Annotated in this window: 22 protein-coding genes; 16 read left to right on the top strand and 6 right to left on the bottom strand. The window is 61.0% G+C overall.

Annotated elements, in window-relative coordinates:
• Positions 1-81 precede the first annotated feature (81 nt).
• The gene (serB, locus tag ABEH28_RS05515; protein WP_282367697.1) at positions 82-1,299 is read left to right on the top strand and encodes a phosphoserine phosphatase SerB; all 1,218 of its coding nucleotides are present in this window, start codon (positions 82-84) and stop codon (positions 1,297-1,299) included.
• A gap of 43 nt (positions 1,300-1,342) precedes the next feature.
• Here the strand turns inward: serB and ABEH28_RS05510 are convergent, their stop codons facing one another.
• From ABEH28_RS05510 to ABEH28_RS05495, 4 genes are all read right to left on the bottom strand, one after another.
• Positions 1,343-3,127 carry a molecular chaperone gene (locus tag ABEH28_RS05510; protein ID WP_346629342.1) on the bottom strand — a complete coding sequence of 595 codons (1,785 nt, stop codon included), beginning with the start codon at positions 3,125-3,127 and terminating at the stop codon, positions 1,343-1,345.
• 286 nt (positions 3,128-3,413) lie between these two features.
• Entirely contained in the window at positions 3,414-4,277 is an 864-nt protein-coding gene (gene asd / locus ABEH28_RS05505; RefSeq protein WP_197983592.1) for an archaetidylserine decarboxylase, read from the bottom strand.
• Positions 4,278-4,335: 58 nt separating this feature from the next.
• A complete protein-coding gene (locus ABEH28_RS05500; protein ID WP_192171102.1) occupies positions 4,336-5,151 on the bottom strand; it encodes a rhodanese-like domain-containing protein in 816 nt (271 codons plus the stop codon).
• A 46-nt stretch (positions 5,152-5,197) separates the two neighbouring features.
• Positions 5,198-6,733 (bottom strand): HDOD domain-containing protein, encoded by a 1,536-nt coding sequence (locus ABEH28_RS05495; protein ID WP_346629341.1) that lies wholly within the window; start codon positions 6,731-6,733, stop codon positions 5,198-5,200.
• 213 nt (positions 6,734-6,946) lie between these two features.
• Between ABEH28_RS05495 and motA the strand changes: the two genes are divergently transcribed.
• Positions 6,947-7,798 carry a flagellar motor stator protein MotA gene (gene motA / locus ABEH28_RS05490; protein WP_037015764.1) on the top strand — a complete coding sequence of 284 codons (852 nt, stop codon included), beginning with the start codon at positions 6,947-6,949 and terminating at the stop codon, positions 7,796-7,798.
• A gap of 3 nt (positions 7,799-7,801) precedes the next feature.
• Positions 7,802-8,857, top strand: coding sequence for a flagellar motor protein MotB (gene motB, locus ABEH28_RS05485; protein ID WP_282367709.1), 1,056 nt, complete (start codon positions 7,802-7,804; stop codon positions 8,855-8,857).
• A 133-nt stretch (positions 8,858-8,990) separates the two neighbouring features.
• On the opposite strand, the gene rsgA is transcribed toward motB, so the two are convergent.
• Positions 8,991-10,022: a small ribosomal subunit biogenesis GTPase RsgA gene (gene rsgA, locus ABEH28_RS05480; RefSeq protein WP_192171099.1), complete on the bottom strand. Its 1,032-nt coding sequence runs from the start codon at positions 10,020-10,022 to the stop codon at positions 8,991-8,993.
• 113 nt (positions 10,023-10,135) lie between these two features.
• On the opposite strand from rsgA, the gene orn reads away from it, so the two are divergent.
• Positions 10,136-10,672, top strand: a complete 537-nt coding sequence (gene orn / locus ABEH28_RS05475) for an oligoribonuclease (protein WP_065987811.1) — start codon at positions 10,136-10,138, stop codon at positions 10,670-10,672.
• 117 nt (positions 10,673-10,789) lie between these two features.
• Positions 10,790-11,401 (top strand): trimeric intracellular cation channel family protein, encoded by a 612-nt coding sequence (locus ABEH28_RS05470; protein ID WP_122533826.1) that lies wholly within the window; start codon positions 10,790-10,792, stop codon positions 11,399-11,401.
• A 12-nt stretch (positions 11,402-11,413) separates the two neighbouring features.
• On the opposite strand, the gene queG is transcribed toward ABEH28_RS05470, so the two are convergent.
• The gene (queG, locus tag ABEH28_RS05465) at positions 11,414-12,532 is read right to left on the bottom strand and encodes a tRNA epoxyqueuosine(34) reductase QueG (protein WP_346629340.1); all 1,119 of its coding nucleotides are present in this window, start codon (positions 12,530-12,532) and stop codon (positions 11,414-11,416) included.
• A gap of 62 nt (positions 12,533-12,594) precedes the next feature.
• On the opposite strand from queG, the gene ABEH28_RS05460 reads away from it, so the two are divergent.
• From ABEH28_RS05460 to ABEH28_RS05410, 11 genes are all read left to right on the top strand, one after another.
• Positions 12,595-14,091, top strand: a complete 1,497-nt coding sequence (locus ABEH28_RS05460; RefSeq protein ID WP_346629339.1) for an NAD(P)H-hydrate dehydratase — start codon at positions 12,595-12,597, stop codon at positions 14,089-14,091.
• Positions 14,079-14,549 (top strand): tRNA (adenosine(37)-N6)-threonylcarbamoyltransferase complex ATPase subunit type 1 TsaE, encoded by a 471-nt coding sequence (gene tsaE, locus ABEH28_RS05455; protein ID WP_346629338.1) that lies wholly within the window; start codon positions 14,079-14,081, stop codon positions 14,547-14,549. Before ABEH28_RS05460 ends, tsaE begins: the two co-directional genes overlap by 13 nt.
• A gap of 13 nt (positions 14,550-14,562) precedes the next feature.
• A complete protein-coding gene (locus ABEH28_RS05450) occupies positions 14,563-16,002 on the top strand; it encodes an N-acetylmuramoyl-L-alanine amidase (protein WP_346629337.1) in 1,440 nt (479 codons plus the stop codon).
• Positions 16,003-16,052: 50 nt separating this feature from the next.
• Positions 16,053-17,984, top strand: a complete 1,932-nt coding sequence (mutL, locus tag ABEH28_RS05445) for a DNA mismatch repair endonuclease MutL (protein WP_346629539.1) — start codon at positions 16,053-16,055, stop codon at positions 17,982-17,984.
• Positions 17,984-18,955, top strand: a complete 972-nt coding sequence (gene miaA / locus ABEH28_RS05440; RefSeq protein ID WP_346629336.1) for a tRNA (adenosine(37)-N6)-dimethylallyltransferase MiaA — start codon at positions 17,984-17,986, stop codon at positions 18,953-18,955. The genes mutL and miaA overlap by 1 nt, the downstream gene beginning before the upstream one ends.
• A 105-nt stretch (positions 18,956-19,060) precedes the next feature.
• Entirely contained in the window at positions 19,061-19,321 is a 261-nt protein-coding gene (gene hfq, locus ABEH28_RS05435; protein ID WP_019691505.1) for an RNA chaperone Hfq, read from the top strand.
• A gap of 12 nt (positions 19,322-19,333) precedes the next feature.
• Positions 19,334-20,635, top strand: coding sequence for a ribosome rescue GTPase HflX (hflX, locus tag ABEH28_RS05430; protein ID WP_346629335.1), 1,302 nt, complete (start codon positions 19,334-19,336; stop codon positions 20,633-20,635).
• A gap of 96 nt (positions 20,636-20,731) precedes the next feature.
• Positions 20,732-21,913, top strand: a complete 1,182-nt coding sequence (gene hflK / locus ABEH28_RS05425) for an FtsH protease activity modulator HflK (protein WP_192171092.1) — start codon at positions 20,732-20,734, stop codon at positions 21,911-21,913.
• The gene (gene hflC, locus ABEH28_RS05420) at positions 21,913-22,782 is read left to right on the top strand and encodes a protease modulator HflC (protein ID WP_122533818.1); all 870 of its coding nucleotides are present in this window, start codon (positions 21,913-21,915) and stop codon (positions 22,780-22,782) included. Before hflK ends, hflC begins: the two co-directional genes overlap by 1 nt.
• A gap of 290 nt (positions 22,783-23,072) precedes the next feature.
• Positions 23,073-24,260: an ATP phosphoribosyltransferase regulatory subunit gene (locus ABEH28_RS05415; protein ID WP_346629334.1), complete on the top strand. Its 1,188-nt coding sequence runs from the start codon at positions 23,073-23,075 to the stop codon at positions 24,258-24,260.
• 54 nt (positions 24,261-24,314) lie between these two features.
• The gene (locus ABEH28_RS05410; protein ID WP_122533816.1) at positions 24,315-25,607 is read left to right on the top strand and encodes an adenylosuccinate synthase; all 1,293 of its coding nucleotides are present in this window, start codon (positions 24,315-24,317) and stop codon (positions 25,605-25,607) included.
• The last annotated feature ends 80 nt before the right edge of the window (positions 25,608-25,687 follow it).

Genomic DNA, 25,687 nt, shown 5'->3' with positions numbered 1-25,687 from the left:
TGTGGCGGCAAAGCGCTGGCTGTGCCCGGCGGTCACTGAAAGTGCGTAGAATGCGGTTTTTTTCCACTGCGGGGGTGCGCCTTGCGCGAAATCGTCCTGATAAACATCACCGGTGAAGACCGTCCGGGTCTCACTGCGGCCATCACCGGTGTGCTGGCCCAAGGCGGCGTGAACATTCTCGACATCGGTCAGGCGGTGATTCACGACGCGCTGTCGTTCGGCCTCCTGGTCGAAATCCCCGACACCGAGGCAGGCGCGGCAGTGCGCCAGAACGTGCAGGCGACAGTCGACGAACTGGGGCAGCAAGTCCGTTTCACCCACGTGTCCGAAGCTGATTATCAGCACTGGGTCGACGGTCAGGGCAAGGCGCGGCACATCGTGACGCTGCTGACCCGTAAGGTCACCGCCGAGCAACTGCAGACGGTCAGCGCGATCACTGCCAAGTATGGCTTGAACATCGACCGCATCGACCGCCTTTCCGGGCGGATGCCGCTGGACATGCCCACCGAGAAGAGCAAGGGTTGCATCGAGTTTTCCGTGCGCGGCGAGCCAGTCGATCCCCAGCAGATGCAGGCCGAATTCCTTCACGTTGCCCAAGAGCTGAACGTTGATATCGCGTTCCAGCAGGATTCACTGTTCCGCCGCAACCGGCGTCTGGCAGTGTTCGACATGGATTCGACCCTGATCGAGGCCGAGGTCATCGACGAACTGGCCAAGGCCCACGGCGTCGGCGAGCGCGTGTCGGAGATCACCGAGCGCGCCATGCGTGGCGAGCTGGACTTCCGCGCCAGTTTCAAAGAGCGACTGGCGCTGCTCAAAGGCTTGGATGTGAAGGTGCTGGACGAGATCGGCGCCTCGTTGCGTTTGACCGAAGGCGCTGAAACGCTGTTCGCCGAACTCAAGCGGCTGGGTTACAAGACCGCGATCCTGTCAGGCGGTTTTACCTACTTCGCTCGCCAGTTGCAGGCCAAACTGGGCATCGACTACATCTTCGCCAATGAGCTGGAAGTGGTGGACGGCAAGTGCACGGGCAACGCGATCGAGCCGATCGTCGATGCCCAGCGCAAGGCCGATCTGCTGCGCGAACTCGCCGGCAAGGAAGGGTTGAGTCTGGAGCAGACCATCGCAGTGGGCGATGGCGCCAATGACCTGCCGATGCTCGCCATCGCCGGCCTGGGTGTGGCGTTCCGCGCCAAGCCGCTGGTCAAGCAGTCAGCGAAACAGGCTATCTCGACGCTGGGCCTGGATGGCGTGCTGTATTTGCTGGGGTTCCGCGACCGGGAAGGGCGCAGCGCTTAACAAGCGTGGAGGTTGAGGCATCTGCAACGGATGCCTCGATAGCTCAGAGCACCGTCCACAGCGAATCGAATTCCTGCTCCGGGCCGCCGGCGTCTGGCGTCGCAACCTTTTTCGGCCCTTCAAGAATCTGATACTCAAACTGGTTGTAGCTGCCCGTCGTCGCCCGACGATTGCTCAGGCTCGCGCGTCGCTGTTCGCCACTGGTATTGATCAGCACCTTGGAGCCGTCCTCGAACGGCAGGCGCGGAGCGATGACCGTCGCTGGCACGTCGATGGCGCGAACTTCCGGCAACAGCAACGCGCGCAAAAACTGACTGCTCTGCTCGGCACGGGTCAGTTGCATGCCACATGCCTGAGCGAAAGGGGCTATGAGTTCGACACCCATCTGCATGCCACCGCCACGGACCTGCCGCACCCAGCGGACCACCGCGATGCTCCAGCCGTGCCCATGGTCCTGAATGCCGATCATCTCACCGGCCTGCAACTGGTCCGGGACTTCCTTCGGCCAGGCCAGGCAGTAGCCACCCGGACTGTGATTGACGATGTGCAGCGTGTACGTTGGAAAACTCTTTTGCCCGTCGGACGCCGCATTGCCTTCAGCGTCATCACGTTTGTATTCGATTTCCTCGAACGGCAACATGCTGTCGGACGTGCCATTGCGTTGCGCGTCCGCCGTCTGCGCCCACGGATCATGCTTGACCGGCTTCAAGGGCTGCAGCGTGTATTCGGCGACTTTGGACAGGGTCGACATTTGCAGCAGGTCGCTGAAAGACTGCTGGCCGCCGACGTAATAATGCAGAGCGCTCATGCCCACGCAGACGGTGAGGGTGCCTTGCCCCGGGGTGCGTTGAAACGCACGTTCTGAGACATCACCCCAAGCAGCGGCAAGGTGCTGGAGGACGTCAATGGACAACCCCGGTGGCACTTTCAGCGCGGATTTCGAGCGTTCTTCAACAGGCGTTTCGGTGTAACGCTCCAGTGCAGCCGACAGAGGACGGGGGTCGATGCCGAGCAGGTTCGGCCGCTGATCGTCGTCGTACAGCGCGGCGTAGCGCGGTGCCGTGTCCGTACCCGGAGACACGGCGTACAGGCTGTTGCTGTCCAGCGGCTGCTGCAGCGTAACCATCGCGCTCCACGCATCCAGCGCCTCTGCCAGCTTGCCGATGTTGTGCTGGCGCATCTGATTACAGCGCGAGCAGCCCATCAGCAGCGCGACGACGTAAGTCTGTTCAACGCTCATCGCCTGGGTGTTGTGGGCGAGGCTGTCGGCGACGGGCACGTTGTGCAACTGATGCTGGCGGGCGATCTGATAGATCTGGTGCAGCTCAAGCCACAGGCCGTCCTGCACCGGGCAGTAAAGCTGATTGGCGCGGATCAGCGGGCCGTTCAGGCAGCTGAGCGCGCGCTGAAGGGCGGTGGTCAGCAGGCCGATGCGGTCTTTGCTGAGCTTGACGGCCACCCGCGCGATGATCTGTTTGTAGCCAATGGCGAGGTGGTTTTGCAGGGCCTGGCACAGATTGGCGACCTTGCGCGGACGCTCTTCGAGAACCACGGACTGGTTCAGGAAGTGACGCTCCAGATGCTTGCACACGAAAAAAACTTCCGGGCGAAGCAGTTCAAGGAGCTGCATGCGGTTGTCGCTGGGGGTGAGCAACTGGTTCAGCTCGCCGAGCCCTTGATAGAGCTGGCGGGCCATTTCACCGAGATTGGCCTTGGGCAGCGTAGCGATCCAGCGCTTCAAGTCTTTGGGCGTCGCGTCACAGAACGACAGGCTCGACTGCGTCGGCACAGGTGCGCGCAACAACAGTGGGAGACTTAAATTACTCATGTGACCGGCAAACTCCAACGACGACAGGACTGAACGGCGGCGTCCAACTCCGGGGGCAAGCACCCTCGCCGAGCGAAAAGAGCACGTTTACGTCCACTGAAAGCGAAGTTTCCTACAGCGCTGACAACTGGACTTTAGCAGCATCCTGCAACGGTCGCAGCCTGGGCACATTGTCCTGCGCCCAGCCCCGGCAATCCCTGGTTAAGCGTGATGTGGCGCGACGGCTTAAAGCAGTTCGCGCCAGAAAAACAGCATCACGCCTCTCGGGTAAGAGTTAAGGCAAGAATCAGGCCTGCAATGGCAGCGCGATGCCCTGACCCATCTGAACGGCAGAACCGGCCGCCAGCAGCTCGGACCACTTCACCTGATTGGGCCCGAACAGCACGATGGCCGTAGAACCCAGTTTAAAGCGACCCAGCTCGGCGCCTTTTTCCAGATGAATGGGTGCGCGCGCGGCTTCGTCGTAACGGAAAGTCTTGAGCTCGCGTTTCGGTGGCGTGACCAGACCGGCCCAGACGGTTTCGATCGAGGCAACGATCATGGCACCGACCAGCACGACGGCCATCGGTCCGCGTTCGGTGTCGAACAGGCACACGACGCGTTCGTTACGGGCGAACAGCTCTGGTACGTTTTCCGCCGTGGTCTGGTTTACCGAGAACAGCCGGCCGGGCACATAGACCATCTCGCGCAGGGTGCCGGCGAGCGGCATGTGAACACGGTGATAGTCCTTCGGCGACAGGTAAACGGTGGCGAATTCGCCACCCATGAACGGCGCGGACAGGCGCGCATCGCCGCCGAGCAGTTCCAGTACGCTGTAGCTATGGCCTTTGGCCTGGAAGATGCGGCCGTGTTCAATTGGGCCCAGTTGGCTGACCGCGCCATCGGCAGGAGAAAGGATCGCGCCCGGCGTTGGGTCCAGTGGACGCGCGCCCGGTTTGAGGGCGCGGGTGAAGAAGTCGTTGAAGTGCGGGTACCCGGTGATGTCCTCAACCTGAGCCTGAGACATGTCGACCTGGTAGCGTCGCGCAAACCATTGGGTGAAGGCATTTTTGAACCAGCGCACGCGGCATTCGGCCACGCAGCCCGCCAGTTGCGACAGCAGATGATGGGGAAGCAGATACTGGAAAAGGATAAACAGACGCTGTTTCATCAAGGTTCCTAAAACGTTTGAAAAAGGGAATACGGATCTATGCCACGTCGGGCGCCGATTATTTCTCGACCGGGGTGTCCGGATGGTTGCCCCACTCGCCCCATGAGCCTGCGTAGCCCTTGACCCTCGGGTAACCCAGCGCCTTGGCCACCAGATAGGTGAAGCCCGAACGATGATGGGTCTGGCAGTGGGTAATGATTTCTTTCTCCGGGGTAATGCCCAGGTCTTTGAGGATCTGCGGCATGTCCTTGCGGATGCGCAGGTGGCGTGCCTGGTCCATGCCGGCGGTCCATTCGAAGTTCACGGCGCCGGGAATATGACCTCCCTTGGCGGCGACGACTTTCTCGCCGGAATATTCAGTTGGCGCGCGAGCGTCCCAGATCGCCAGGTCATCGGCGCCGAGGCGGCTTTGCAGGTATTCGCGGGTGGCCGTGGGCTCGTCGTGCAAGGTGAGCGAGACCGGACCGCCGACTGCTTGTGGCACCTCTGACGACAGCGGCAGACCTTCGGCCTGCCAGGCGAGCAGGCCACCGTCGATATAGTGATACTTTTTGTGTCCGATGACGTCGAGCAGCCAGATGAAGCGGCCGGCCCAACCGCCGCCTTCGTCGTCGTAGACCACGTACACCGCATCGGGGTTGTGGCCCAGCTCGCCGAACAACGCTTCAAGATGGCTGTGCGAGGGCAGCAGTCCCGGCGCAGGTGGCAGGCCCAGTTGCGTGCGTTTCGGATCGACGAATCGCGCGCCGGGAATGTGGCCGGCCTCGTAGCGGGCCGGGCTGGTCAGGTCGACCAGAATCAGCTCTGGCGCGCTGAGGCGTGCTTGCAGGTCTGCGGGCTCGATGACCAGCGGCAAGCTTGAAAAGGCAGACATCTAGCGTCTCCGGATCGCGAAAAGGTTGCGAATTGTAGCTCAGCCGTCAGCCATTGCGATGGCTAAAGGTGGTCAGCGCTTTCTCGATGCACTGACCGGTTTTTCCGAACGCCTGGACGGACACTTCGGAAAACGGTCCGCCGCCCTGATCAGCCACCACCATCATCACCACACGGCCATTGCTGGCCAGTGAGCGAATCAGCAGGTTTTCGCCGCTGAACAGATTGCGCAGCTGCGGCGGCAGCAGCGCCGAAAACTGGGCGTTGTTGGCCGGTGTCAGGCGCAATTGCGTGGGTTGAGCGAGCAAGCGTTGCAGCACGGTGCTGTCTTTGTAGGGCACCAGCAACGCAGCGGCCGACTTGTCCACGCCTGCGATCTGATGCACGCGCAGGCTGTCGGTCTTGCGATCGGTCATCAGCAACACCACTCGCTGCATGCCCGCCGCCACCAATGCATCCCGGGCGCAGGTGGTCAGGTGTATCGCGTTGATGAAAATGCCGGGCTCTTTCAACAGATCGGCGCAGTGCTTGCGCCACAGCTGCAAGGCGTCGGGCGAGGGGGGCGGTGCAGGCAGCAAGCCTTTATGTACTCGTCGTGCACTCCACGGCCAAAGCAAAGCCTGCGCCGGGTGCCAGATATCCGGGCCGGAATGCTGGCGAGCGCTGGCCGCCGCATTCTGGTGAACCTGCTGCTGGAGATGATCCAGTGACTGTTGCAGATACAGGCTGGTCAGCAGTTGCCAGCGCAGGTTATGCGGCGTGTCCCAGGCCTGGTGCGCCGACAGCGCGAGGCCGTTGGCCAGCAGAATTGTATTGGCGGGCTGGTTAAGCCAGCGCCGCAGCGGCAGATCGGCGTCGAGTTGCTGTTGCTGCTTGAGTGGGTCGTTGTTGCTATGGGCGATGCGCAGCACTTTCACCAGATTGCGTTGCTGGGAGGTCAGCAGTTCGTAGCCCTGGGTCACCCAGATCGGCAGGCGCCAGTGCTGCGCCAGCCCCTGACACAAACGCACCAGCCGCACGCCAAACAGTGCCTGCTCCACGGTCTTGGCAGATTCGCCCTTGTGGATAACCCGCAATTCCCATTCTTCCAGCAGTTTGGGGTGGGCCAGCGCCAACGGCCAGAGGGGCGAGAGAAACAGCAGGCTGCCCAGATGGATGTCCTGCCACAGCCGGGCCAGTTGATTGGCGAACAGGCCGTAAGCCTGTTGCATGGCGTGCTGACTGATCAGTTGTATCTGGCGCAGCGCCATAGGGATATCCCGAGCATCGACACTCGGCAACCGCGCCAGCAGCGCCTCGGTACGCGCCAGACCCAGGCGGTTGATGGCGACTTCAAGACTCTCCGCAGGCTGAGCCGTGGCGGGGCTGTTCAGGTTGGCTTCGCGCAAAATGTTGAGCACCAGCGCCGGGCTGTCCTGCATGAGATCGGCAATATCGCGCAGCGAGCGGCGGCTGTCGGTCAATGCCGCCTGCACGCGCTGATACGCCACCGCGGGCACCGGCAATGCGATGCTGTCGAGCTGCTTTATCCAGGTATCGAGGGTGCGCGGAACAGGGAGCGAAGTAGCTTTATCTGATTGCATTCACAACACCCGTACGGCTGGGAGGTTTTGATCAATGTCGGGTACTGGCATCATGCTGGCCCTCATGGACGCAACGTCCTGCGCCACGCATCGGTCAGCATTTTCCTGTGATCTGACTATAGTCTGGCGCATTCATGCCGATAAGCAGGACAAGAGTTTCAAGCGCTTCTCGCACAATGACCATGAACCCGACTCAGTAAGTATTCTCTACCTATGGCAAAAATTATCGGCATCATCGTCGTTTTCGCGAGCGTTCTCGGCGGATACGTACTGTCCCACGGTCAGATCGCTGCGTTGATCCAGCCTTTCGAGGTCATGATCATCGGCGGTGCGGCGCTGGGCGCATTCCTGCAAGCCAACCCGGGCTATATGACCATGCTGGTCATCAAGAAGTCCTTGAAGATGTTCAGCACCCGGTTCACCCACGGCTACTACCTCGAAGTGCTGGGCCTGGTCTACGAGATCCTCAACAAGAGTCGCCGCGAAGGCATGATGGCCATCGAAGGCGACATTGAAGAGCCCGAGAACAGCCCGATTTTCGCCAAATACCCTGGCGTGCTCAAAGACACCCGCATGATCGCTTTCATCTGCGATTACCTGCGCATCATGTCTTCCGGCAACATGGCACCCCACGAGCTGGAAGGCTTGTTCGACATGGAATTGCTGAGCATGAAAGAAGAGCTCGAGCATCCTTCCCACGCAGTGACCGGTGTCGCCGACGCCATGCCGGGTTTCGGTATCGTTGCTGCGGTACTGGGTATCGTGGTGACCATGGCCTCCCTGGGTTCCGGCGACAAAGCCGCGATCGGCATGCACGTCGGCGCGGCGCTGGTGGGGACCTTCTTCGGTATTCTTGCGGCGTACGGTTTCTTCGGTCCGTTGGCCACTTCCCTGGCCCACGATGCCAAGGAAGAAATGAACGTCTATGAATCGATCAAGGCTTCGCTCGTAGCGTCGGCGTCCGGCGTGCCGCCTTCGCTGGCCGTGGAGTTCGGTCGCAAGGTTCTGTATCCGGCCCATCGCCCCAGCTTCAGCGAGCTGGAACAAGCTGTCCGCGGTCGTTGATCCATGGAAAATAATCAGCCGATTATCATAAAGCGCGTCAAGCGCTACGGCGGGGGGCATCACGGCGGCGCCTGGAAAATTGCCTTTGCCGACTTCGCGACGGCGATGATGGCGTTCTTTCTGGTGCTGTGGCTGATGTCGTCGGCCACCCCCGAGCAACTGCTCGCCATCGCCGGTTACTTCAAGGACCCGGTCGGTTTTTCCGACAGCGGCTCGCCCTATGTGATTGACCTGGGCGGTTCGCCGGAAATGTCCCCTAACCAGACGCTCAACCCGGAAGTGCAATCCACGCCTGCGCCGGATCGCGTGCCCGTTGATGCAGACCAACAGGATGCCGCCGCCGAGCAGGTCGAGCAGGACCGTCTGGAGATGTTGCTGCAAGAGTTGCAGACCAAGATCAACGAGAATCCGCAACTGGCGAAGTTCAAGGACCAGATTCTGTTCGAGATCACCCAGGACGGTTTGCGCATCCAGATCATGGACGCCGAAAACCGCCCGATGTTTGACATCGGCAGCGCAAAGCTCAAACCGTATTTCGAAGACATCTTGCTGGCCATGGCCGACACCATCAAAGCGGTGCCGAACAAAGTCAGCATCAGCGGACACACCGACGCGACGCCCTTTGTTGGTAACAATGGCTTCGGTAACTGGGAGCTGTCGTCCGGTCGAGCGAACGCCGCACGCCGGGCGCTCGTCGCGGGAGGGTATCCGGATCAGCAGGTGGCGCGCGTAGTGGGTTATGCGTCTTCTGCACTGTATGACAAGGAGCACCCGCAAAACCCGATCAACCGTCGCATCGACATTGTGGTGATGACCAAGAAAGCGCAGCAGCGGATCGAAGGCGCGCAGAATTCAGGTGAAGCGCCGCAAACCCCGGATGCACCAGGAGCTCCTGCGCCATCGCCTGTACCTGGCGCTACAGCGCCGGCCAATCAGCCAGGGGCGTCCACTTCCACACCTGCCGTTGACCCACAGGCTTATGCCCAGCCCCACGAGATTCGGCAGAAGCTGAACATCTTCGATCAGGGCCAGTTGAAGATCGACGACACCAAGAACTGATACTGGGTTGCAGACACAAAAACGCCGCGATGATCGCGGCGTTTTTGTGTGCGCGTTTCAATTAACGGGCCCGCAGTCAGTAGGACCGGCTTCAGCCGGGAAGGCCTAAATCGGATTGGCCACTACCGCTGAATCAATAACTGCTTTCCGGCAGGCTCGCGATAATCGAGCGATAGCTGTTCATGCGCTGCTGCTGCACGCGTCCGTCTGCAAGGCCCTGCAACAACGCACAACCGGGTTCGCGGTCGTGTTTGCAGTCGCGGAAGCGGCATCGGCCGAGCAGATCATTGAACTCGATAAAGCCCGCTTCGACGTCGGCACGGCTGACGTGGCCCAGGCCGAATTCACGAATACCCGGTGAGTCGATCAGGTCGCCGCCGCGCGGGAAGTGGAACAGGCGCGCGGTGGTCGTGGTGTGCGTACCTTGGCCCGAATACTCCGACAACGGCCCGACGCGGGTGCCGACTTCCGGCAGCAGGCTGTTGACCAGCGAGGATTTGCCGACGCCGGACTGGCCGACGAACACACTGATGTGGCCATCCAGCTGGTCCTGCAATTGCTGCATGCCGTCGCCGTGGTGGGCCGACACTTCCAGCACCGGGTAACCCAGCGTGCGATAAACGGCCAGCAGCGCATTGAGCGCCGGGGCGTTCTGATCGTCGATCAAGTCAAACTTGTTCAACAGCAACAGCGGGCGAATCCCCGCGTGCTCGGCAGCCACCAGGTAACGATCGATCAGGTTGGCATGGGGTTCGGGCATCGGTGCGAAAACGATGACGATCAGGTCAACGTTGGCGGCGACCGGCTTGAGCTGGCCCCGGCTGTCCGGGCGGCTCAGTTCTGTATCGCGGGGCAGTTGCGCAACGATCACGCCGATGCCCTGATTGCCCGCGCGCCAGACGACTCGGTCGCCGGTCACCAGTGCTGGCAGGTTGGCGCGCAAGTGGCAGCGGAAAACCTGACCCTGCAGCTCGCCTTCCTGCGCTTCGACTTCTACCTGCACGCCAAAATGCGCGATGACCAGCCCCGTTTGTTCGGGACCGAGATCGCCGCCTTCCAGCGTTTCGAGAGCGGTTGATTCACGTTTTGCGGCACGCGCTGCGCGTTCGCCCTGAATCTTTTCGATGCGCCAGTTCTGGCGGCGATTGAGTTGGCGTTTGGCCATGGGTGTTCAGTGTTCCGTTTGAAGACGCATAAAGGTGCTGATTTGATAAAGCGCGAGCGAGTCTAGCACGCCCGGGTGGGCTAAACTGCGCGCCAACGCTGAGGAGCCGACATATGCAGAACAAACAGAATCTGATCTGGATCGACCTGGAAATGACCGGTCTGGACCCTGATAACGACGTCATCATCGAGATGGCAACGATCATCACCGACAGCGAACTCAACACCCTGGCCGAAGGCCCGGTCATCGCGGTTCACCAGAGCGATGAGCTGCTGAACGGCATGGACGAGTGGAACACCCGCCAGCACGGTGGCTCCGGTCTGACCCAGCGCGTGCGCGAAAGCAAGATTTCCAACGACGAAGCCGAGGCCATGACGCTTGAGTTCATCAAGCAGTGGGTTCCCGAGCGCAGTTCGCCCATCTGCGGCAACAGCATCTGCCAGGATCGTCGCTTCCTGTACAAGCGCATGCCGACGCTGGAAAACTACTTTCACTACCGCAACCTCGACGTCTCGACGCTTAAGGAGCTGGCCGCACGTTGGTCGCCTGATCTCAAGTTCAAGAAGGGCAGCACTCACCTGGCGCTGGACGATATCCGTGAGTCGATCGCCGAGCTGCGTTTCTATCGCGAGCACTTCATCAAGTCCTGATGACAGGGCGCCGGCAGCCAAGCGCGGTCGCCTGGAGAGGGAGCAAAGCTAAACGCTCTCTTTTGGTGCCCCGGTCGAGTGGTTAGACTGCGCCCCTTTCTCGCAGGGACTGCCGCCATGTTGTTGATGCTCTACCTGATCGCTATTACGGCCGAGGCCATGACCGGCGCGCTGTCCGCAGGCCGTCGCGGCATGGACTGGTTCGGTGTGGTGCTGATCGCGTGCATCACGGCATTGGGTGGCGGTTCGGTTCGCGACGTGCTGCTGGGGCATTACCCGCTGACGTGGGTCAAGCATCCGGAATATCTGATCCTCACCAGCGTCGCGGCGCTGGTGACGATTTTCATCGCACCGCTGATGCGCCATCTGCGCTCGCTGTTTCTGGTGCTCGATGCGCTGGGGTTGGTGGCGTTCACACTGATCGGCTGCATGACCGCGCTGGACATGGGCTTGAGCATGACCGTCGCCGCCGTGAGCGGGGTGATTACGGGCGTGTTTGGCGGGATCCTGCGGGATATTTTCTGCAACGACATCCCTCTCATCTTCCGCCGCGAGCTGTATGCCAGCGTGTCGTTCGCCGCCGCGTGGTGCTTTTTACTGTGTCAGTACGCCGGCTTGCCGGTGGAGCAGGGCACGCTGATCACTCTGTTTGGCGGGCTGTTGCTGCGGCTGCTGGCGATCAGGTTTCGCTGGGAAATGCCGAAGTTTGTTTACAAGGATGGGCATTGAGTCAGCGCGTTATTACAGCAAGCGTCCTGGGGCCCTGGCTTCATGCTGCCGCAACGCCCATTCCACATGCTCGCGCACCATCTCTGACGGATGCTCCCGCCGCGCTTTCAGCGCTTCGATCACCGGGATGCTAGACGGCGCGTTACCCAGCCCCACGGCCAGATTTCTGAGCCACCGCTCATACCCGGCGCGCCGCAACGGTGAGCCTTCGGTGTTGCTCAGGAAGGTCGTTTCATCCCACAAAAAAAGCGTCGTCAATTCGGCGTTATCAAGGCCGTGCCGCGGCTTGAAGTCTGTCTGATCGGTGGGCCGGGCGAAGCGATTCCACGGGCAGACGATCTGGCAGTCATCGCAGCCAAACACCCGATTGCCGATCAGTGAGCGCAAGTCTTCGGGGATCGACGTCTTTAGCTCGATGGTCAGGTAGGAAATGCACTTGCGCGCATCCAGTACGTAGGGCCCGACGAACGCATTGGTCGGGCAGACGTCCAGGCACGCCGTGCAGCGCCCGCAATGCTCGGTGGCGTGTGGCGCGTCTACCGGTAGCGGCAGGTCGACGAACAGTTCGCTGAGGAAGAAATAACTGCCGGCCTTGCGATTGAGCACCAGGGTGTTCTTGCCGATCCAGCCCAGCCCGGCCTGCTCGGCAATGGCCTTCTCCAGCACCGGTGCGCTGTCGACGAACGCGCGAAACCCGAATGGCCCGATCGCCTGTTGAATACGCTCCGCCAGTTGCTGCACGCGCTTGCGGATCAGCTTGTGGTAATCACGGCCCAGCGCGTAACGGGAAACGTAGGCTTTCTCGGGCTGCCCCAGCAGTTGGGCCATCTGCGTGTCGCCGGGAAGATAGTCCATGCGCAACGACACCACGCGCAGGGTTCCTGGCACCAGCTCGTCCGGATGCGAACGTTTGCTGCCATGCGCTGCCATATAGTCCATCTCGCCGTGGTACCCGGCGTCGAGCCATCGCTCCAAGTGCTGCTCGTGCTCAGCCAGGTCCAGCCCCGAGATCCCGACTTGCTGAAAGCCAAGCTCGCGCCCCCAACCCTTGATCGATTGGGCAAGGTCGGTCAGCCCGGCCGCCGAGAGGGGCGTTGAGGCTGTGGATGGATCTACAGTTATCGCGGACATGCAAGGAGGACACCGGGGCGCAGGTGCGTATAATTCTGCCAGACATCGGAGCCCAAAGACGCATGTTGCACAGCAAACCCCCATTTCCCGACGCACTGTACAGCGCCGCTCAGGTCCGCGACCTCGATGCGCGCCTGATTGCCGCCGGCACGCCCGGCTTCGAGCTGATGCAACGGGCCGCCCATGCCGCGTGGCGGGCAATACGCCGCCGTTGGCCTGAGGACAAACAGCTGACGGTGATGGCCGGTCGCGGCAAGAACGCAGGTGACGGCTATCTCATTGCTGCGCTGGCCCGACGTGCCGGTTGGCAAGTTAACGTGCTGGCCGTGGATGATTGCGACGCGCTGGCCGGCGATGCCCGTTCGGCCTATGAAGAGGCCGTCGCCGCCAATGTCGATATTCAGTCATGGCAACAGCAGGCGCTGGCCGGCATCGTGGTCGACGCGTTACTGGGGACTGGACTGACGGGCGACGTGCGCGCGCCTTACGCTGCGGCCATCGAAGCCATCAACGACAGTGAGTTGCCGGTCGTGGCCATCGATCTCCCTTCGGGACTGTGCGCAGATACGGGGCGAACCCTCGGCTGTGCCGTTCACGCCGATCTCACCGTCACCTTCATCGGCCTCAAGGTCGGGCTGTTTACCGGCGATGCGCCCGAGCTGGTGGGTGAGCTGGTGTTCGATGACTTGCAGGCGGACGCCGAGATCATTCGGCAGACGCCAGTGAGCGTCAAACGGCTGGATACTTTCAATCTGCCCACCCTGGCCCCTCGCTCACGCACTGCGCACAAGGGCATGTTCGGCCGCGTGCTGGTGGTGGGCGGCGACCGGGGTTTCGGCGGCGCGGCATTGCTCGCCACTGAAAGCACGCTGCGCACCGGCGCGGGCATGGTCACGCTGGCAACGCGGCCGGAACATGTCAGCGCCGCGCTGACGCGATTCCCCGAAGTCATGAGCGCCGGCATCAGCTCGGCCAACCAGTTGCGCGCCTTGATCGAGCCCGCGTCGGTGCTGGTGGTCGGTCCGGGCCTCGGTCAGCACAGTTGGGGGAAAAGCCTGTTGTCGGCGGCTGCCAACGCGCCGTTGCCGCAGGTCTGGGATGCCGACGCATTGAATGAGCTGGCGACCGGCACGGTGCAACTGCCGGAGGGCAGCGTAATCACCCCGCATCCTGGCGAAGCCGCGCGGCTGCTGGGCGCCGATACCAAACAGATTCAGGCCGATCGTCCGGCTGCGGCGCGGGCGCTGGCTAAAAAATTTAACGCTGTATGCGTTTTAAAAGGCAGCGGCAGCCTGATCGCCAACCCTGCCGGTGACCTCGCACTGGCCGATCACGGCCATCCGGCGATGGCAACCGGCGGGCTGGGCGATGTGCTGTCCGGTGTCATCGGCGCGCTGATGGCGCAAAAGATGAGCGCCTACGACGCTGCCTGTCTGGGCGTCTGGCTGCACGCCCTCGCCGGTGAGCAATGTGGCGCCAGCGGGCGAGGGCTCGCTGCCGCTGATCTGATTCCTGTTATTCGCCAGCTTCTGGAGGAGCACCAACCGTGTCTGAGCTAACCCTGGAGCTCATGGGTGAACAGGCCATGACCCACTTCGGCGCACGTATTGCCCAAGTGACTGAAAGCAATGGGATTATTTTTCTGGAGGGCGACCTGGGGGCGGGCAAGACCACGCTGTCCCGAGGGATCATCCGAGGTCTCGGCCATACTGGCGCGGTTAAAAGTCCGACGTTTACGCTGGTAGAACCTTACGAAATTGGGAGAAACCGCGCGTATCACTTTGATCTCTACCGACTTGTTGATCCAGAAGAGCTAGAATTCCTCGGCATCCGGGACTATTTCGAAGGCAATGCCCTTTGTCTCATCGAATGGCCCAATCTTGGTGCAGGCTTTTTGCCAAAGCCTGACCTGATCATTACCATAAGGCCGCTCGATCAAGGTCGAGCGCTGACGCTGAGCCCTAAAAGCTCCCGTGGTGAGCAGTGGTGTGCCGCTTTGGCGCCGTCGTTTAAATAGAAATTCATTAGATATGGGGTTTGGTATGCGCATGCGCGCGCTGGTTACTGTGATTGGACTGCTGCTGGCGACACTGGCTGTCGACGCGTTGGCCGCTTCACAGGTACGAAGTGTCCGCTTATGGCGTGCTCCGGATAACACTCGGCTGGTTTTCGATCTGTCTGGCCCCGTTCAGCACAGCGTCTTCACGCTGCAGTCCCCTGATCGTTTGGTCATTGATATCAATGGCGCCACCCTGGGTGGGCCGCTGAACGTGCCGACAGCCAACACGCCGATCACCAGCATGCGCTCGGCGCAGCGCACGCCTGACGACCTGCGCGTGGTCATCGACCTGAAAAAGGCGGTAACACCAAAGAGTTTCACCCTCGCGCCGAACCAGCAATACGGCAACCGTCTGGTCGTCGACCTGTACGACAACGCTGCCGATGCCAATCCGCCGCCATCGGTTGCCGATACCCCGGCCACCGCTGCTCCGGCGACGCCTGCGGTCCCGGTCAGCCCGTCCAAGCCTGAAATCAAACTCACCCCTGTGCCGAATGGCAAGCGTGACATCGTCGTCGTCATCGATGCCGGTCACGGCGGCGAAGACCCAGGCGCGTCCGGCGGCCGCGGTGAGAAAGAAAAGAACGTCGTGCTCGCGATTGCCAAGGAGCTGCAGCGCCAGATCAACGGCGAGAAGGGCTATCGCGCCGAGCTGACGCGTACGGGCGACTACTTCATCCCGCTGCGTAAGCGCACGGAAATCGCACGCGCCAAGGGCGCTGATCTGTTCGTCTCCATTCACGCCGACGCGGCGCCTTCCTCGGCGGCGTTCGGGGCTTCGGTGTTTGCTTTGTCCGAGCGCGGCGCGACTTCTGAGACCGCACGCTGGCTGGCGGACAGTGAAAACCGTTCCGACTTGATCGGGGGCGCCGGGGCCGTGAGCCTTGATGACAAAGACCGCATGCTCGCCGGCGTACTGCTTGATCTGTCGATGACCGCGTCGCTGACCTCAAGCCTGAACGTTGGCCAGAAGGTTCTGACCAACATCGGCCGCGTGACCTCGTTGCACAAATCCCGCGTCGAGCAGGCCGGCTTCATGGTGCTGAAGTCGCCGGACATTCCGTCGATTCTGGTCGAGACCGGCTTTATCTCCAACGCGGCGGAAGCGAACAAGCTGGAAGGTGCAAGCCACCAGCAAGCGTTGGCGCGTTCCATCACCGCCGGCGTGAAGCAATTCTTCCAGCAGAATCCGCCGCAAGGTACGTATATCGCCTGGCTGCGGGACAACGGCAAACTCGCGATGGGTGCGCGCGAGCACACGGTCCGTCCCGGCGAATCGCTGAGCATGATCGCGGCGCGCTACGACATGACCATGCCGATGCTTCGCACCGCCAATCATCTGAGTTTTGACGAATTAAAAGTCGGCCAGCAACTGAGAATCCCCAGCGCAGAACTGGCAGGTGAGCCGTGACTGACCTGTTGCTCGGTGATCAGGAACTGGATGTCAGCGTAAGCGCGGATTTGCCTGCGGCAGAAGCCGCGCGTATCCAGCTGCTCAGCCCACGGCTTGCCAACCAGATTGCTGCGGGCGAGGTCGTCGAGCGACCGGCATCAGTAATCAAGGAACTGCTCGAAAACAGCCTCGATTCCGGCGCGCGTCGTATCGATGTCGACGTTGAGCAGGCCGGCATCAAGCTGCTGCGTGTTCGCGACGACGGTGGCGGCATTTCTTCGGATGACCTGCCCCTGGCGCTGGCCCGACATGCCACCAGCAAGATCCGCGAGCTGGAAGACCTTGAGCGCGTCATGAGCCTTGGTTTCCGGGGTGAGGCGCTGGCCTCGATCAGCTCCGTGGCCCGTCTGACCCTGACGTCGCGCACCCGCGATGCTGATCAGGCGTGGCAGGTCGAGACCGAAGGCCGCGACATGGCTTCTCGCGTTCAGCCTGCTGCGCACCCTGTCGGCACCTCCGTGGAAGTGCGCGACCTGTTCTTCAACACTCCTGCGCGGCGCAAGTTTCTCAAGGCTGAGAAGACCGAGTTCGATCATCTCCAGGAAGTCATCAAGCGCATGGCGCTGGCGCGGTTTGACGTGGCCTTTCATTTGCGCCACAACGGCAAGACGGTCCTGAGCCTGCACGAGGCGCGGGATGACGTATCGCGTGCGCGGCGGGTGTCGGCTATTTGCGGTCCCGGGTTTCTGGAACAGGCGCTGCCGATCGAGGTCGAGCGCAATGGGCTGAGGTTATGGGGTTGGGTCGGACTGCCGACGTTCTCCCGCAGTCAGGCCGATCTGCAGTATTTCTTCGTCAACGGCCGCGCGGTCCGCGACAAACTGGTTGCCCACGCGGTGCGTCAGGCTTATCGCGACGTATTGTTCAACGGCCGGCATCCGACCTTCGTGCTGTTTTTTGAAGTCGATCCGGCGGTCGTCGACGTCAACGTTCACCCGACCAAGCATGAAGTGCGGTTCCGAGACGGGCGCATGGTTCACGATTTCCTCTACGGAACGCTGCATCGGGCGCTCGGCGATGTACGGCCTGAGGATCAGCTTGCAGGTACGACCTCGGTCACCGCGCTGGTGAGACCAAGCGGGCCGGATGCCGGCGAGTTCGGGCCCCAGGGCGAAATGCGCCTGGCCAATAACGTGCTCGAGACGCCGCAGGGTCAGGCCTGGAACCCGCCCGCCGGAGCCGCCCCCGGCTCTGGCAGCGGCGCAGGTTATCAGTATCAGTACACGCCGCGGCCGTCGTCGGTGCTTCCGGCTGAAGAGGCGCGTGCCGCTTACAGCGAATTCTTTGCCCCGCTGCCCGGCGCACAGGCTCCGGTGGGTGCAGGCAGCGTCGCGTTGCCCGACTCCCAAGGCGATGTGCCGCCGCTGGGTTATGCCCTCGCTCAGCTCAAGGGCATTTATATCCTCGCGGAAAACGCCCACGGCCTGGTGCTGGTGGACATGCACGCCGCCCATGAGCGGATCATGTATGAACGTTTGAAGATCGCCATGGCCAGCGAAGGCCTGAGCGGTCAGCCGCTGCTGGTGCCGGAGTCCATCGCGGTCAGCCAGCGAGAGGCCGACTGCGCCGAAGAGCATATGACGACCTTCCAGCAACTGGGCTTCGAATTACAGCGCCTGGGGCCAGAGACGCTCGCGATACGGCAGATACCTGCACTGCTCAAGCAGGCTGAGGCGAATCGACTGGTGCACGACGTGCTGGGCGATCTGATGGAGTACGGCACCAGCGACCGCGTTCAGGCGCACATGAATGAACTGCTGGGCACCATGGCGTGCCACGGCGCGATTCGCGCCAACCGGCGTCTGGCCATTCCGGAAATGAACGGCCTGCTGCGTGACATGGAAAACACCGAGCGCAGCGGTCAATGCAACCACGGACGGCCCACCTGGACCCAGCTGGGTCTGGATGATCTGGACAAACTATTCCTGCGCGGTCGCTGATGAGTGCTCTTCCTCCGGCCATCTTTCTGATGGGGCCGACCGCCGCCGGGAAAACCGATCTCGCCATCGAGCTGACCAAGGTGCTTCCGTGTGAGCTGATCAGCGTGGATTCCGCGCTGGTGTATCGCGGCATGGACATCGGCACCGCCAAGCCATCAAAGGCACTTCTGGAAAAGTATCCGCACCGGCTCATCGATATTCTCGACCCCGGCCAAAGCTACTCTGCGGCGGATTTTCGAACCGATGCCTTGCAGGCGATGGGGGAAATTACCGCCCGGGGAAAAATTCCCCTGCTGGTGGGCGGCACGATGTTGTATTTCAAGGCTCTACTGGAAGGCCTGGCCGATATGCCGGCGGCTGACGCCGAGATTCGTGCGCAGATTGAGGCGCAAGCGGCCAGTCAGGGTTGGCAGGCACTGCATGATGAGCTGGCGAGCGTCGATCCGGTGTCGGCAGCGAGAATTCACCCCAACGATCCTCAGCGGCTGGTTCGTGCGCTGGAAGTCTTTCGGGTGAGCGGAATGAGCATGACCGCGCACCGTGAACAACAAAGTGCGCAAAGTGCTCAAGCGAGCGCTTCGGGGCGTCATCAATTGCCCTATACTGTCGCAAATCTCGCGATCGCACCGACGGATCGCAAGGTGCTCCACGACCGAATTGCTGTGCGTTTCAGGCAAATGCTTGATGAAGGATTCGTTGAAGAAGTCGTAGCGCTACGTTCGAGGGGTGATCTGCACTCGAATTTACCGTCTATAAGAGCTGTAGGGTATCGCCAGGTCTGGGATCATCTGGACGGCAAGCTGACTCGGGATGAGATGCGGGAGCGCGGCATCATTGCCACGCGCCAGCTGGCCAAGAGGCAGTTCACCTGGTTGCGCAGCTGGCAGGATTTGCACTGGTTGGACAGCCTGGCTAGCGACAATCTGTCACGCGCCTTGAAATACCTGGGGTCGGTCTCCATATTGAGCTGAGTCCTTGCAATAGCCGTCTATCCTTGGGGGATAGCCTTCGGGAGGTAGCGGCCCAAGCCAACGTTTTCGAAATTTATTCTATTGATCCTTAAAGGAGTGCGGCACATGTCAAAAGGGCATTCGCTACAAGACCCTTACCTGAACACTTTGCGTAAAGAAAAGGTTGGGGTTTCGATCTATCTGGTAAACGGCATCAAGCTGCAAGGCACTATCGAATCTTTTGACCAGTTCGTTATTTTGCTGAAGAACACTGTCAGCCAAATGGTCTACAAACACGCCATCTCGACTGTCGTTCCTGTCCGCCCGATTCGTCTGCCTAGCGCTACCGAATCCGAGCAGGCTGACGCCGAGCCAGGTAACGCCTGATAGGAGTCTGCTTTGTTCTTTGAGCGCCACAGTGGTGGTGAGCGGGCGATCCTCGTTCACTTGGATGGTCAGGACCCTGAGGCGCGCGAAGATCCGCAGGAGTTCAGGGAACTGGCGCTGTCGGCCGGTGCCGATATTGTCTCGTTCGTCAACGTGCCAAGACATCGACCTACGGCCAAGTATCTGGTGGGCAGCGGCAAGGTCGAGGAATTACGCGACCTGGTCAAAACCGAAAAATCAGATATCGTCATCTTCAATCATGTCCTTACCCCCAGTCAGGAACGTAACCTCGAACGTGTTTTCGAGTGTCGCGTGCTTGACCGTACGGGCCTGATTCTCGACATCTTCGCCCAACGGGCGCGCACCCACGAAGGCAAGCTGCAGGTCGAACTGGCCCAGCTTGAACACATGAGTACGCGGCTGGTCCGTGGCTGGACTCACCTTGAGCGTCAGGGCGGCGGTATCGGTCTGCGCGGCCCGGGTGAAACCCAGCTTGAAACGGACCGACGTCTGTTGCGCGTGCGCTTGCGTCAGATCAAGGGCCGGCTTGAAAAAGTCCGCAGTCAGCGTGATCAGGCTCGTCGTGGCCGGTCCCGCGCCGATATCCCTACGGTGTCGATCGTCGGCTATACCAACGCCGGCAAGTCAACGCTGTTCAATGCGGTGACTGACTCCGACGTCTACGCGGCGGATCAACTGTTCGCGACCCTCGACCCGACCCTGCGCCGCCTTGAAGTCAAAGACCTCGGGCCGATTGTGCTGGCCGATACGGTGGGTTTTATCCGCCATTTGCCGCACAAGCTGGTCGAGGCCTTTCGGGCTACGCTCGAAGAATCGAGCAACTCCGATCTGCTGCTGCATGTGATCGACGCTCACGAGCCCGATCGCCTTGAGCAGATCGAGCAGGTCATGGTGGTGCTGGGCGAGATTGGCGCCCAGGACTTGCCGATGCTCGAGGTCTATAACAAACTCGATCTGCTCGAAGGGGTGGAGCCGCAGATTCAACGCGATGCTAATGGCAAGCCGCAGCGGGTCTGGGTTTCTGCCCGTGACGGACGCGGTCTGGATTTGCTCAGGCAAGCCATCGCCGAAGTATTGGGCAATGATCTCTTTGTGGGGACGTTGCGCCTGACGCAGGAGTTCGCCCGGTTGCGTGCCCAGTTTTTCAACTTGGGCGCGGTGCAGAGCGAAGAACACGACGAAGAAGGCCAGAGTCTTCTGGCTGTTCGGTTACCCCGAGTTGAATTCAATCGCCTGGTGAGTCGCGAAGGACTGCAGCCGCTCGAATTCATCGAGCAACACACTTTGCAATAAAAGCCTGACAAAGCGGTTGTACCGCTTTGACGGGCATTCTGTAGCATTGGTCGGCGCGCCGCGGGCGCGTCTTTGCTTTATCAGATGGAGAGCGCTATGGCTTGGAATGAGCCGGGTGGCAACTCGAATAATCAGGATCCTTGGGGTGGTAAGCGCAAGGGCGGCGACCGCAAGGGGCCACCGGATCTCGACGAGGCCTTCCGTAAGCTGCAGGAAAGCCTGAATGGGTTGTTCGGTGGTGGCAAGAAACGCAGTGGCGATGGCGGCGGCAGCGGCGGTGGATCGAGCAAGGGCGGTGGCCTTGGCCTGCTCGGCATCGGTCTGGTCGTGCTGCTCGCCATCTGGCTGTACAACGCAATCTATGTGGTCGACGAGCAGGAGCAGGCCGTTGTGCTGCGCTTCGGCAAGTACTACGAAACCGTCGGGCCGGGTCTGAACATCTATTTCCCGCCGTTCGATCGCAAGTACCTCGAAAACGTGACGCGCGAACGTGCGTACAGCAAGCAGGGCCAGATGCTTACCGAAGACGAGAACATTGTCGAAGTGCCACTGACCGTGCAGTACAAAATTACCAATCTGCAGGATTTCGTGCTGAACGTTGATCAGCCTGAAGTCAGCCTGCAGCATGCGACCGAAAGTGCCTTGCGCCATGTGGTCGGTTCAACCGCCATGGATCAGGTGCTGACTGAAGGTCGTGAGTTGATGGCCAGCGAAATCAAGGAGCGGCTGCAGCGCTTCCTCGATACCTATCGCACCGGCATCACCGTGACTCAGGTCAACGTGCAGAGCGCTGCGGCGCCACGCGAAGTTCAGGAAGCGTTCGATGACGTGATCCGCGCCCGTGAAGACGAGCAGCGCTCACGCAACCAGGCTGAAACCTACGCCAACGGTGTGATTCCGGAAGCGCGCGGTCAGGCTCAGCGTATCGTCGAAGACGCCAACGGTTATCGCGATGAAGTGGTCTCTCGGGCCAAGGGTGAGGCAGATCGCTTTACCAAGCTTGTCGCCGAGTACCGCAAGGCACCGGAAGTCACGCGTGAGCGTCTGTATCTGGACACCATGCAGGAAGTCTTCAGCAACACCAGCAAGGTACTCGTGACCGGCGACAAAGGTCAGAACAACCTGCTTTACCTGCCGTTGGACAAAATGATCGATAGCAGCCGTAACGGTTCCAATTCGTCTACCGCCGGCGGCGCTGCTGCTGCACCGGCAGACCCGGGCTCACGGGCAGCGGACATGCAACAGCAGCGTGACACGCGCACTAGGGAGACTCGCTGATGAGCAATAAATCTCTGGTTGCCCTGATTGTCTGCGTCGTGTTGGCCGTGGTCGCATGGAACAGCTTCTACATCGTCGCTCAGACCGAGCGCGCGGTGCTCCTGCAGTTCGGTCGCGTGGTTCAGGCGGATGTTTCGCCAGGTCTGCATGTGAAGATTCCTTACGTGAATCAGGTGCGCAAGTTCGATGGTCGCTTGATGACCCTCGATGCGCCGACTCAGCGTTTCCTGACGCTCGAAAAGAAAGCCGTGATGGTTGATGCCTATGCCAAGTGGCGTGTGAAGGACGCTGAGCGTTTCTACACCGCGACATCCGGCCTGAAGCAGATCGCCGATGAGCGCCTTTCCCGTCGTCTCGAGTCTGGTTTGCGCGACCAGTTCGGCAAGCGCACCCTGCACGAGGTGGTTTCAGGTGAGCGTGACGCGTTGATGGCTGACATCACTGCGTCGCTTAACACCATGGCCGGCAAAGAGCTGGGCATCGAAGTGGTCGATGTTCGGGTCAAGGCCATCGATTTGCCGAAGGAAGTGAACCGCAGCGTGTTCGAGCGCATGAGCACCGAGCGTGAGCGTGAAGCCCGCGAGCATCGCGCCAAGGGTAACGAGCTGGCTGAAGGCATCCGTGCCGACGCCGATCGTCAGCGCCGCGTTCTGTTGGCTGAAGCGTATCGCGAGTCTGAAGAGGCCCGCGGTGATGGTGATGCTCAGGCGTCCGCCATTTACTCCAAAGCCTACGGTCAGGATCAGGAGTTCTATGCGTTCTACCGTAGCCTGCGTGCCTACCGTGAAAGCTTCGCCAACAAAAGCGACGTGATGGTGCTTGACCCAGGCAGCGAGTTTTTCCGCTATCTGCAAAAGTCCAAGCCGTAATCGCATCAACACTTGATCACTCCGCCGGGCGGCAAAACTGCCCGTCGGGGTGATCGCGCGACAAAACGTGTGTATGATGCGGCAGCCGGGAAATTCCCGGCTTTTTTGCGTCTGCACGATTGATTGGCCGTGGCGTGTTCCGTGCGCGGCAGTTTTTTCGAGGACAGTGTTCACGCTATTGCGGCGCATCAGGCAGGGGAGGTTTCCTTGTCCTGCGCCCGTAGAACGCTGTCTGCTTCACTCAAGGCTTGCCCAAGGGCCGGCCGCCCGGATCATAGGGGAAAGGCGTAATGGCAACGGTTGACCGCTGGCTGCTGCCGGATGGCATCGAAGAAGTACTGCCGCCGGAAGCTGCGCGTATTGAAGTCGCGCGTCGTCAGGTGCTGGATCTGTGTCAGAGCTGGGGCTACGAGTTTGTCGTCACCCCGCACATCGAATACCTCGAATCGCTGCTCACCGGTGCGGGCCAGGATCTGGATCTGCGCACCTTTAAAGTCGTCGACCCGCAATCGGGTCGGCAGATGGGGTTCCGCGCGGACATCACGCCGCAGGTCGCCCGCATCGACGCACACACTTTGCGCCGTGAAGGCCCGAGCCGTCTCTGCTACGCAGGCAGCGTGCTGCATGCCCAGCCGCGTGCGTTGTCGTCCTCGCGCAGCCCGATCCAGCTGGGTGCCGAGCTGTACGGCGATGCGAGCCCAAGCAGCGACGTCGAAGTCATCAGCCTCATGTTGGCGATGCTGCAACTGGCTGACGTGCCGGACGTCCATATGGACCTGGGCCATGTCGGGATTTACCGCGGTCTCGCCCGCGCTGCCGGGTTGTCCGGCGAAGTAGAACAACAGCTGTTTGATGCACTTCAGCGCAAAGCCATCGACGAGGTCATTGCGTTGACCGAAGGTCTGTCGGCGGATCTGGCCAGCATGCTGCGCGCGCTGGTGGATCTGTGTGGCGACCGTAGCGTGTTGGCGCAGGCTCGCGACCGTCTGGCGAATGCGCCGGCGCCGGTCATCGAAGCGCTGGATGATCTGCAGGAAATCGCCGAACGTCTGTCGGCCCGGTTTCCTGAGCTACCGTTGTATTTTGACCTCGGCGAGTTGCGCGGCTACCACTACCACACCGGTGTGGTGTTTGCGGTGTTCGTGCCGGGTGTTGGCCAGTCGATCGCCCAGGGTGGTCGGTATGATGACATTGGTGCCGACTTCGGTCGCGCCCGCCCGGCGACGGGGTTTTCCACCGATCTGAAAACCCTGGTGACACGCGGTCAGGCGCAGATCGAGCTACCGTCAGGCGGTATCTGGATGCCGGACAGCACTGATGCGGTGCTGTGGCAGAAGGTCTGTCAGCTGCGCGCAGAAGGTCAGCGTGTGGTTCAGGCCTTGCCAGGCCAACCGGTTTCAGCGGCGCAAGACGCCGACTGCGATCGGCAATTGATTCAGCAGGGCGAGCGTTGGCAGGTAATGCCGCTGGCCTCTTGAGTTTCCCCGCCGGCCGCTGCCGGTACCAAGTTTGCGCGAATGAGGACAAGTGTTATGGGTAAGAATGTCGTAGTCCTGGGCACCCAATGGGGTGATGAGGGCAAAGGCAAGATCGTTGATCTGCTGACCGAACATGCAACCGCGGTAGTGCGCTATCAAGGCGGCCACAACGCTGGCCACACGCTGGTGATCGACGGCGAGAAAACCGTCCTGCACCTGATTCCGTCCGGCGTTCTGCGCGAAGGCGTGCAGTGCCTGATCGGCAACGGTGTGGTTGTTGCGCCTGATGCACTCATGCGCGAAATCACCAAGCTGGAAGAGAAAGGCATTCCGGTGCGCGAGCGTCTGCGCATCAGCCCGTCCTGCCCGCTGATCCTGTCCTATCACGTGGCCCTTGATCAGGCCCGTGAAAAAGCCCGTGGCGAGCACAAGATCGGCACGACCGGTCGTGGCATCGGCCCGGCTTACGAAGACAAGGTTGCGCGTCGTGGCCTGCGCATTGGTGATCTGTTCCACCGCGAACGCTTCGCCGCCAAGCTGGGCGAGCTGCTGGATTACCACAACTTCGTTCTGGTGAATTACTACAAAGAGCCGGCCATCGACTTCCAGAAGACACTCGACGAGTGCATGGAATACGCCGAGCTGCTCAAGCCGATGATGCTCGACGTGACCGCTACGCTGCACGAAATGCGTCGCGCCGGCAAAGACATCATGTTCGAAGGTGCCCAGGGTTCGTTGCTGGACATCGACCACGGTACCTACCCGTACGTCACCAGCTCGAACACCACTGCCGGCGGCATCGCCACCGGTTCGGGCATGGGTCCGATGTACCTGGATTACATCCTGGGCATCACCAAGGCCTACACCACTCGCGTGGGTTCGGGTCCGTTCCCGACTGAGCTGTTCGACGACGTCGGCGCATTTCTGGCCAAGCGTGGCCACGAGTTCGGTGCAACCACCGGCCGTGCCCGCCGCTGTGGCTGGTTCGACGCCGTTATCCTGCGCCGCGCCATCGACGTCAACAGCATCTCGGGCATCTGCCTGACCAAGCTGGACGTGCTTGACGGTCTCGAGACCATCAACATCTGCGTGGGCTACAAGAACGAGAACGGTGCAGTGATCGACGCCCCGACCGACGCTGACAGCTACATCGGCCTGGAGCCAGTGTACGAAGAAGTGCCGGGCTGGTCCGAGTCGACCCTGGGTGCCAAGACCCTGGAAGAGCTGCCTGCCAACGCTCGCGCCTACATCAAGCGCCTTGAAGAACTGGTTGGCGCACCGATCGACATTATTTCGACGGGCCCTGATCGCAACGAGACGATCGTTCTGCGTCACCCGTTCGATTGATAAGTCGTTGAAACATAAACAAAGGGTCGCTTCGGCGGCCCTTTGTTTTACCCGTTGGCTTGCACCTCAATCAAACCCGC

Source organism: Pseudomonas sp. Ps21-P2 (assembly GCF_039672565.1).
In the GTDB taxonomy this organism is placed as follows: Bacteria; Pseudomonadota; Gammaproteobacteria; order Pseudomonadales; family Pseudomonadaceae; genus Aquipseudomonas.
Note: the sequence above shows the minus strand (reverse complement) of the source record. Positions and strands in the feature narration are given on the sequence as shown.

Coding starts and splice junctions, on each gene's coding strand:
- hfq (WP_019691505.1), top strand. CDS start 19,061: ATGTCAAAAGGGCATTCGCTACAAGACCCTTACCTGAACACTTTGCGT.
- motA (WP_037015764.1), top strand. CDS start 6,947: ATGGCAAAAATTATCGGCATCATCGTCGTTTTCGCGAGCGTTCTCGGC.
- ABEH28_RS05510 (WP_346629342.1), bottom strand. CDS start 3,127: ATGAGTAATTTAAGTCTCCCACTGTTGTTGCGCGCACCTGTGCCGACG.
- ABEH28_RS05470 (WP_122533826.1), top strand. CDS start 10,790: ATGTTGTTGATGCTCTACCTGATCGCTATTACGGCCGAGGCCATGACC.
- ABEH28_RS05460 (WP_346629339.1), top strand. CDS start 12,595: ATGTTGCACAGCAAACCCCCATTTCCCGACGCACTGTACAGCGCCGCT.
- hflK (WP_192171092.1), top strand. CDS start 20,732: ATGGCTTGGAATGAGCCGGGTGGCAACTCGAATAATCAGGATCCTTGG.
- orn (WP_065987811.1), top strand. CDS start 10,136: ATGCAGAACAAACAGAATCTGATCTGGATCGACCTGGAAATGACCGGT.
- asd (WP_197983592.1), bottom strand. CDS start 4,277: ATGAAACAGCGTCTGTTTATCCTTTTCCAGTATCTGCTTCCCCATCAT.
- ABEH28_RS05500 (WP_192171102.1), bottom strand. CDS start 5,151: ATGTCTGCCTTTTCAAGCTTGCCGCTGGTCATCGAGCCCGCAGACCTG.
- ABEH28_RS05450 (WP_346629337.1), top strand. CDS start 14,563: ATGGGGTTTGGTATGCGCATGCGCGCGCTGGTTACTGTGATTGGACTG.
- rsgA (WP_192171099.1), bottom strand. CDS start 10,022: ATGGCCAAACGCCAACTCAATCGCCGCCAGAACTGGCGCATCGAAAAG.
- motB (WP_282367709.1), top strand. CDS start 7,802: ATGGAAAATAATCAGCCGATTATCATAAAGCGCGTCAAGCGCTACGGC.
- ABEH28_RS05410 (WP_122533816.1), top strand. CDS start 24,315: ATGGGTAAGAATGTCGTAGTCCTGGGCACCCAATGGGGTGATGAGGGC.
- miaA (WP_346629336.1), top strand. CDS start 17,984: ATGAGTGCTCTTCCTCCGGCCATCTTTCTGATGGGGCCGACCGCCGCC.
- ABEH28_RS05415 (WP_346629334.1), top strand. CDS start 23,073: ATGGCAACGGTTGACCGCTGGCTGCTGCCGGATGGCATCGAAGAAGTA.
- queG (WP_346629340.1), bottom strand. CDS start 12,532: ATGTCCGCGATAACTGTAGATCCATCCACAGCCTCAACGCCCCTCTCG.
- ABEH28_RS05495 (WP_346629341.1), bottom strand. CDS start 6,733: ATGCAATCAGATAAAGCTACTTCGCTCCCTGTTCCGCGCACCCTCGAT.
- hflC (WP_122533818.1), top strand. CDS start 21,913: ATGAGCAATAAATCTCTGGTTGCCCTGATTGTCTGCGTCGTGTTGGCC.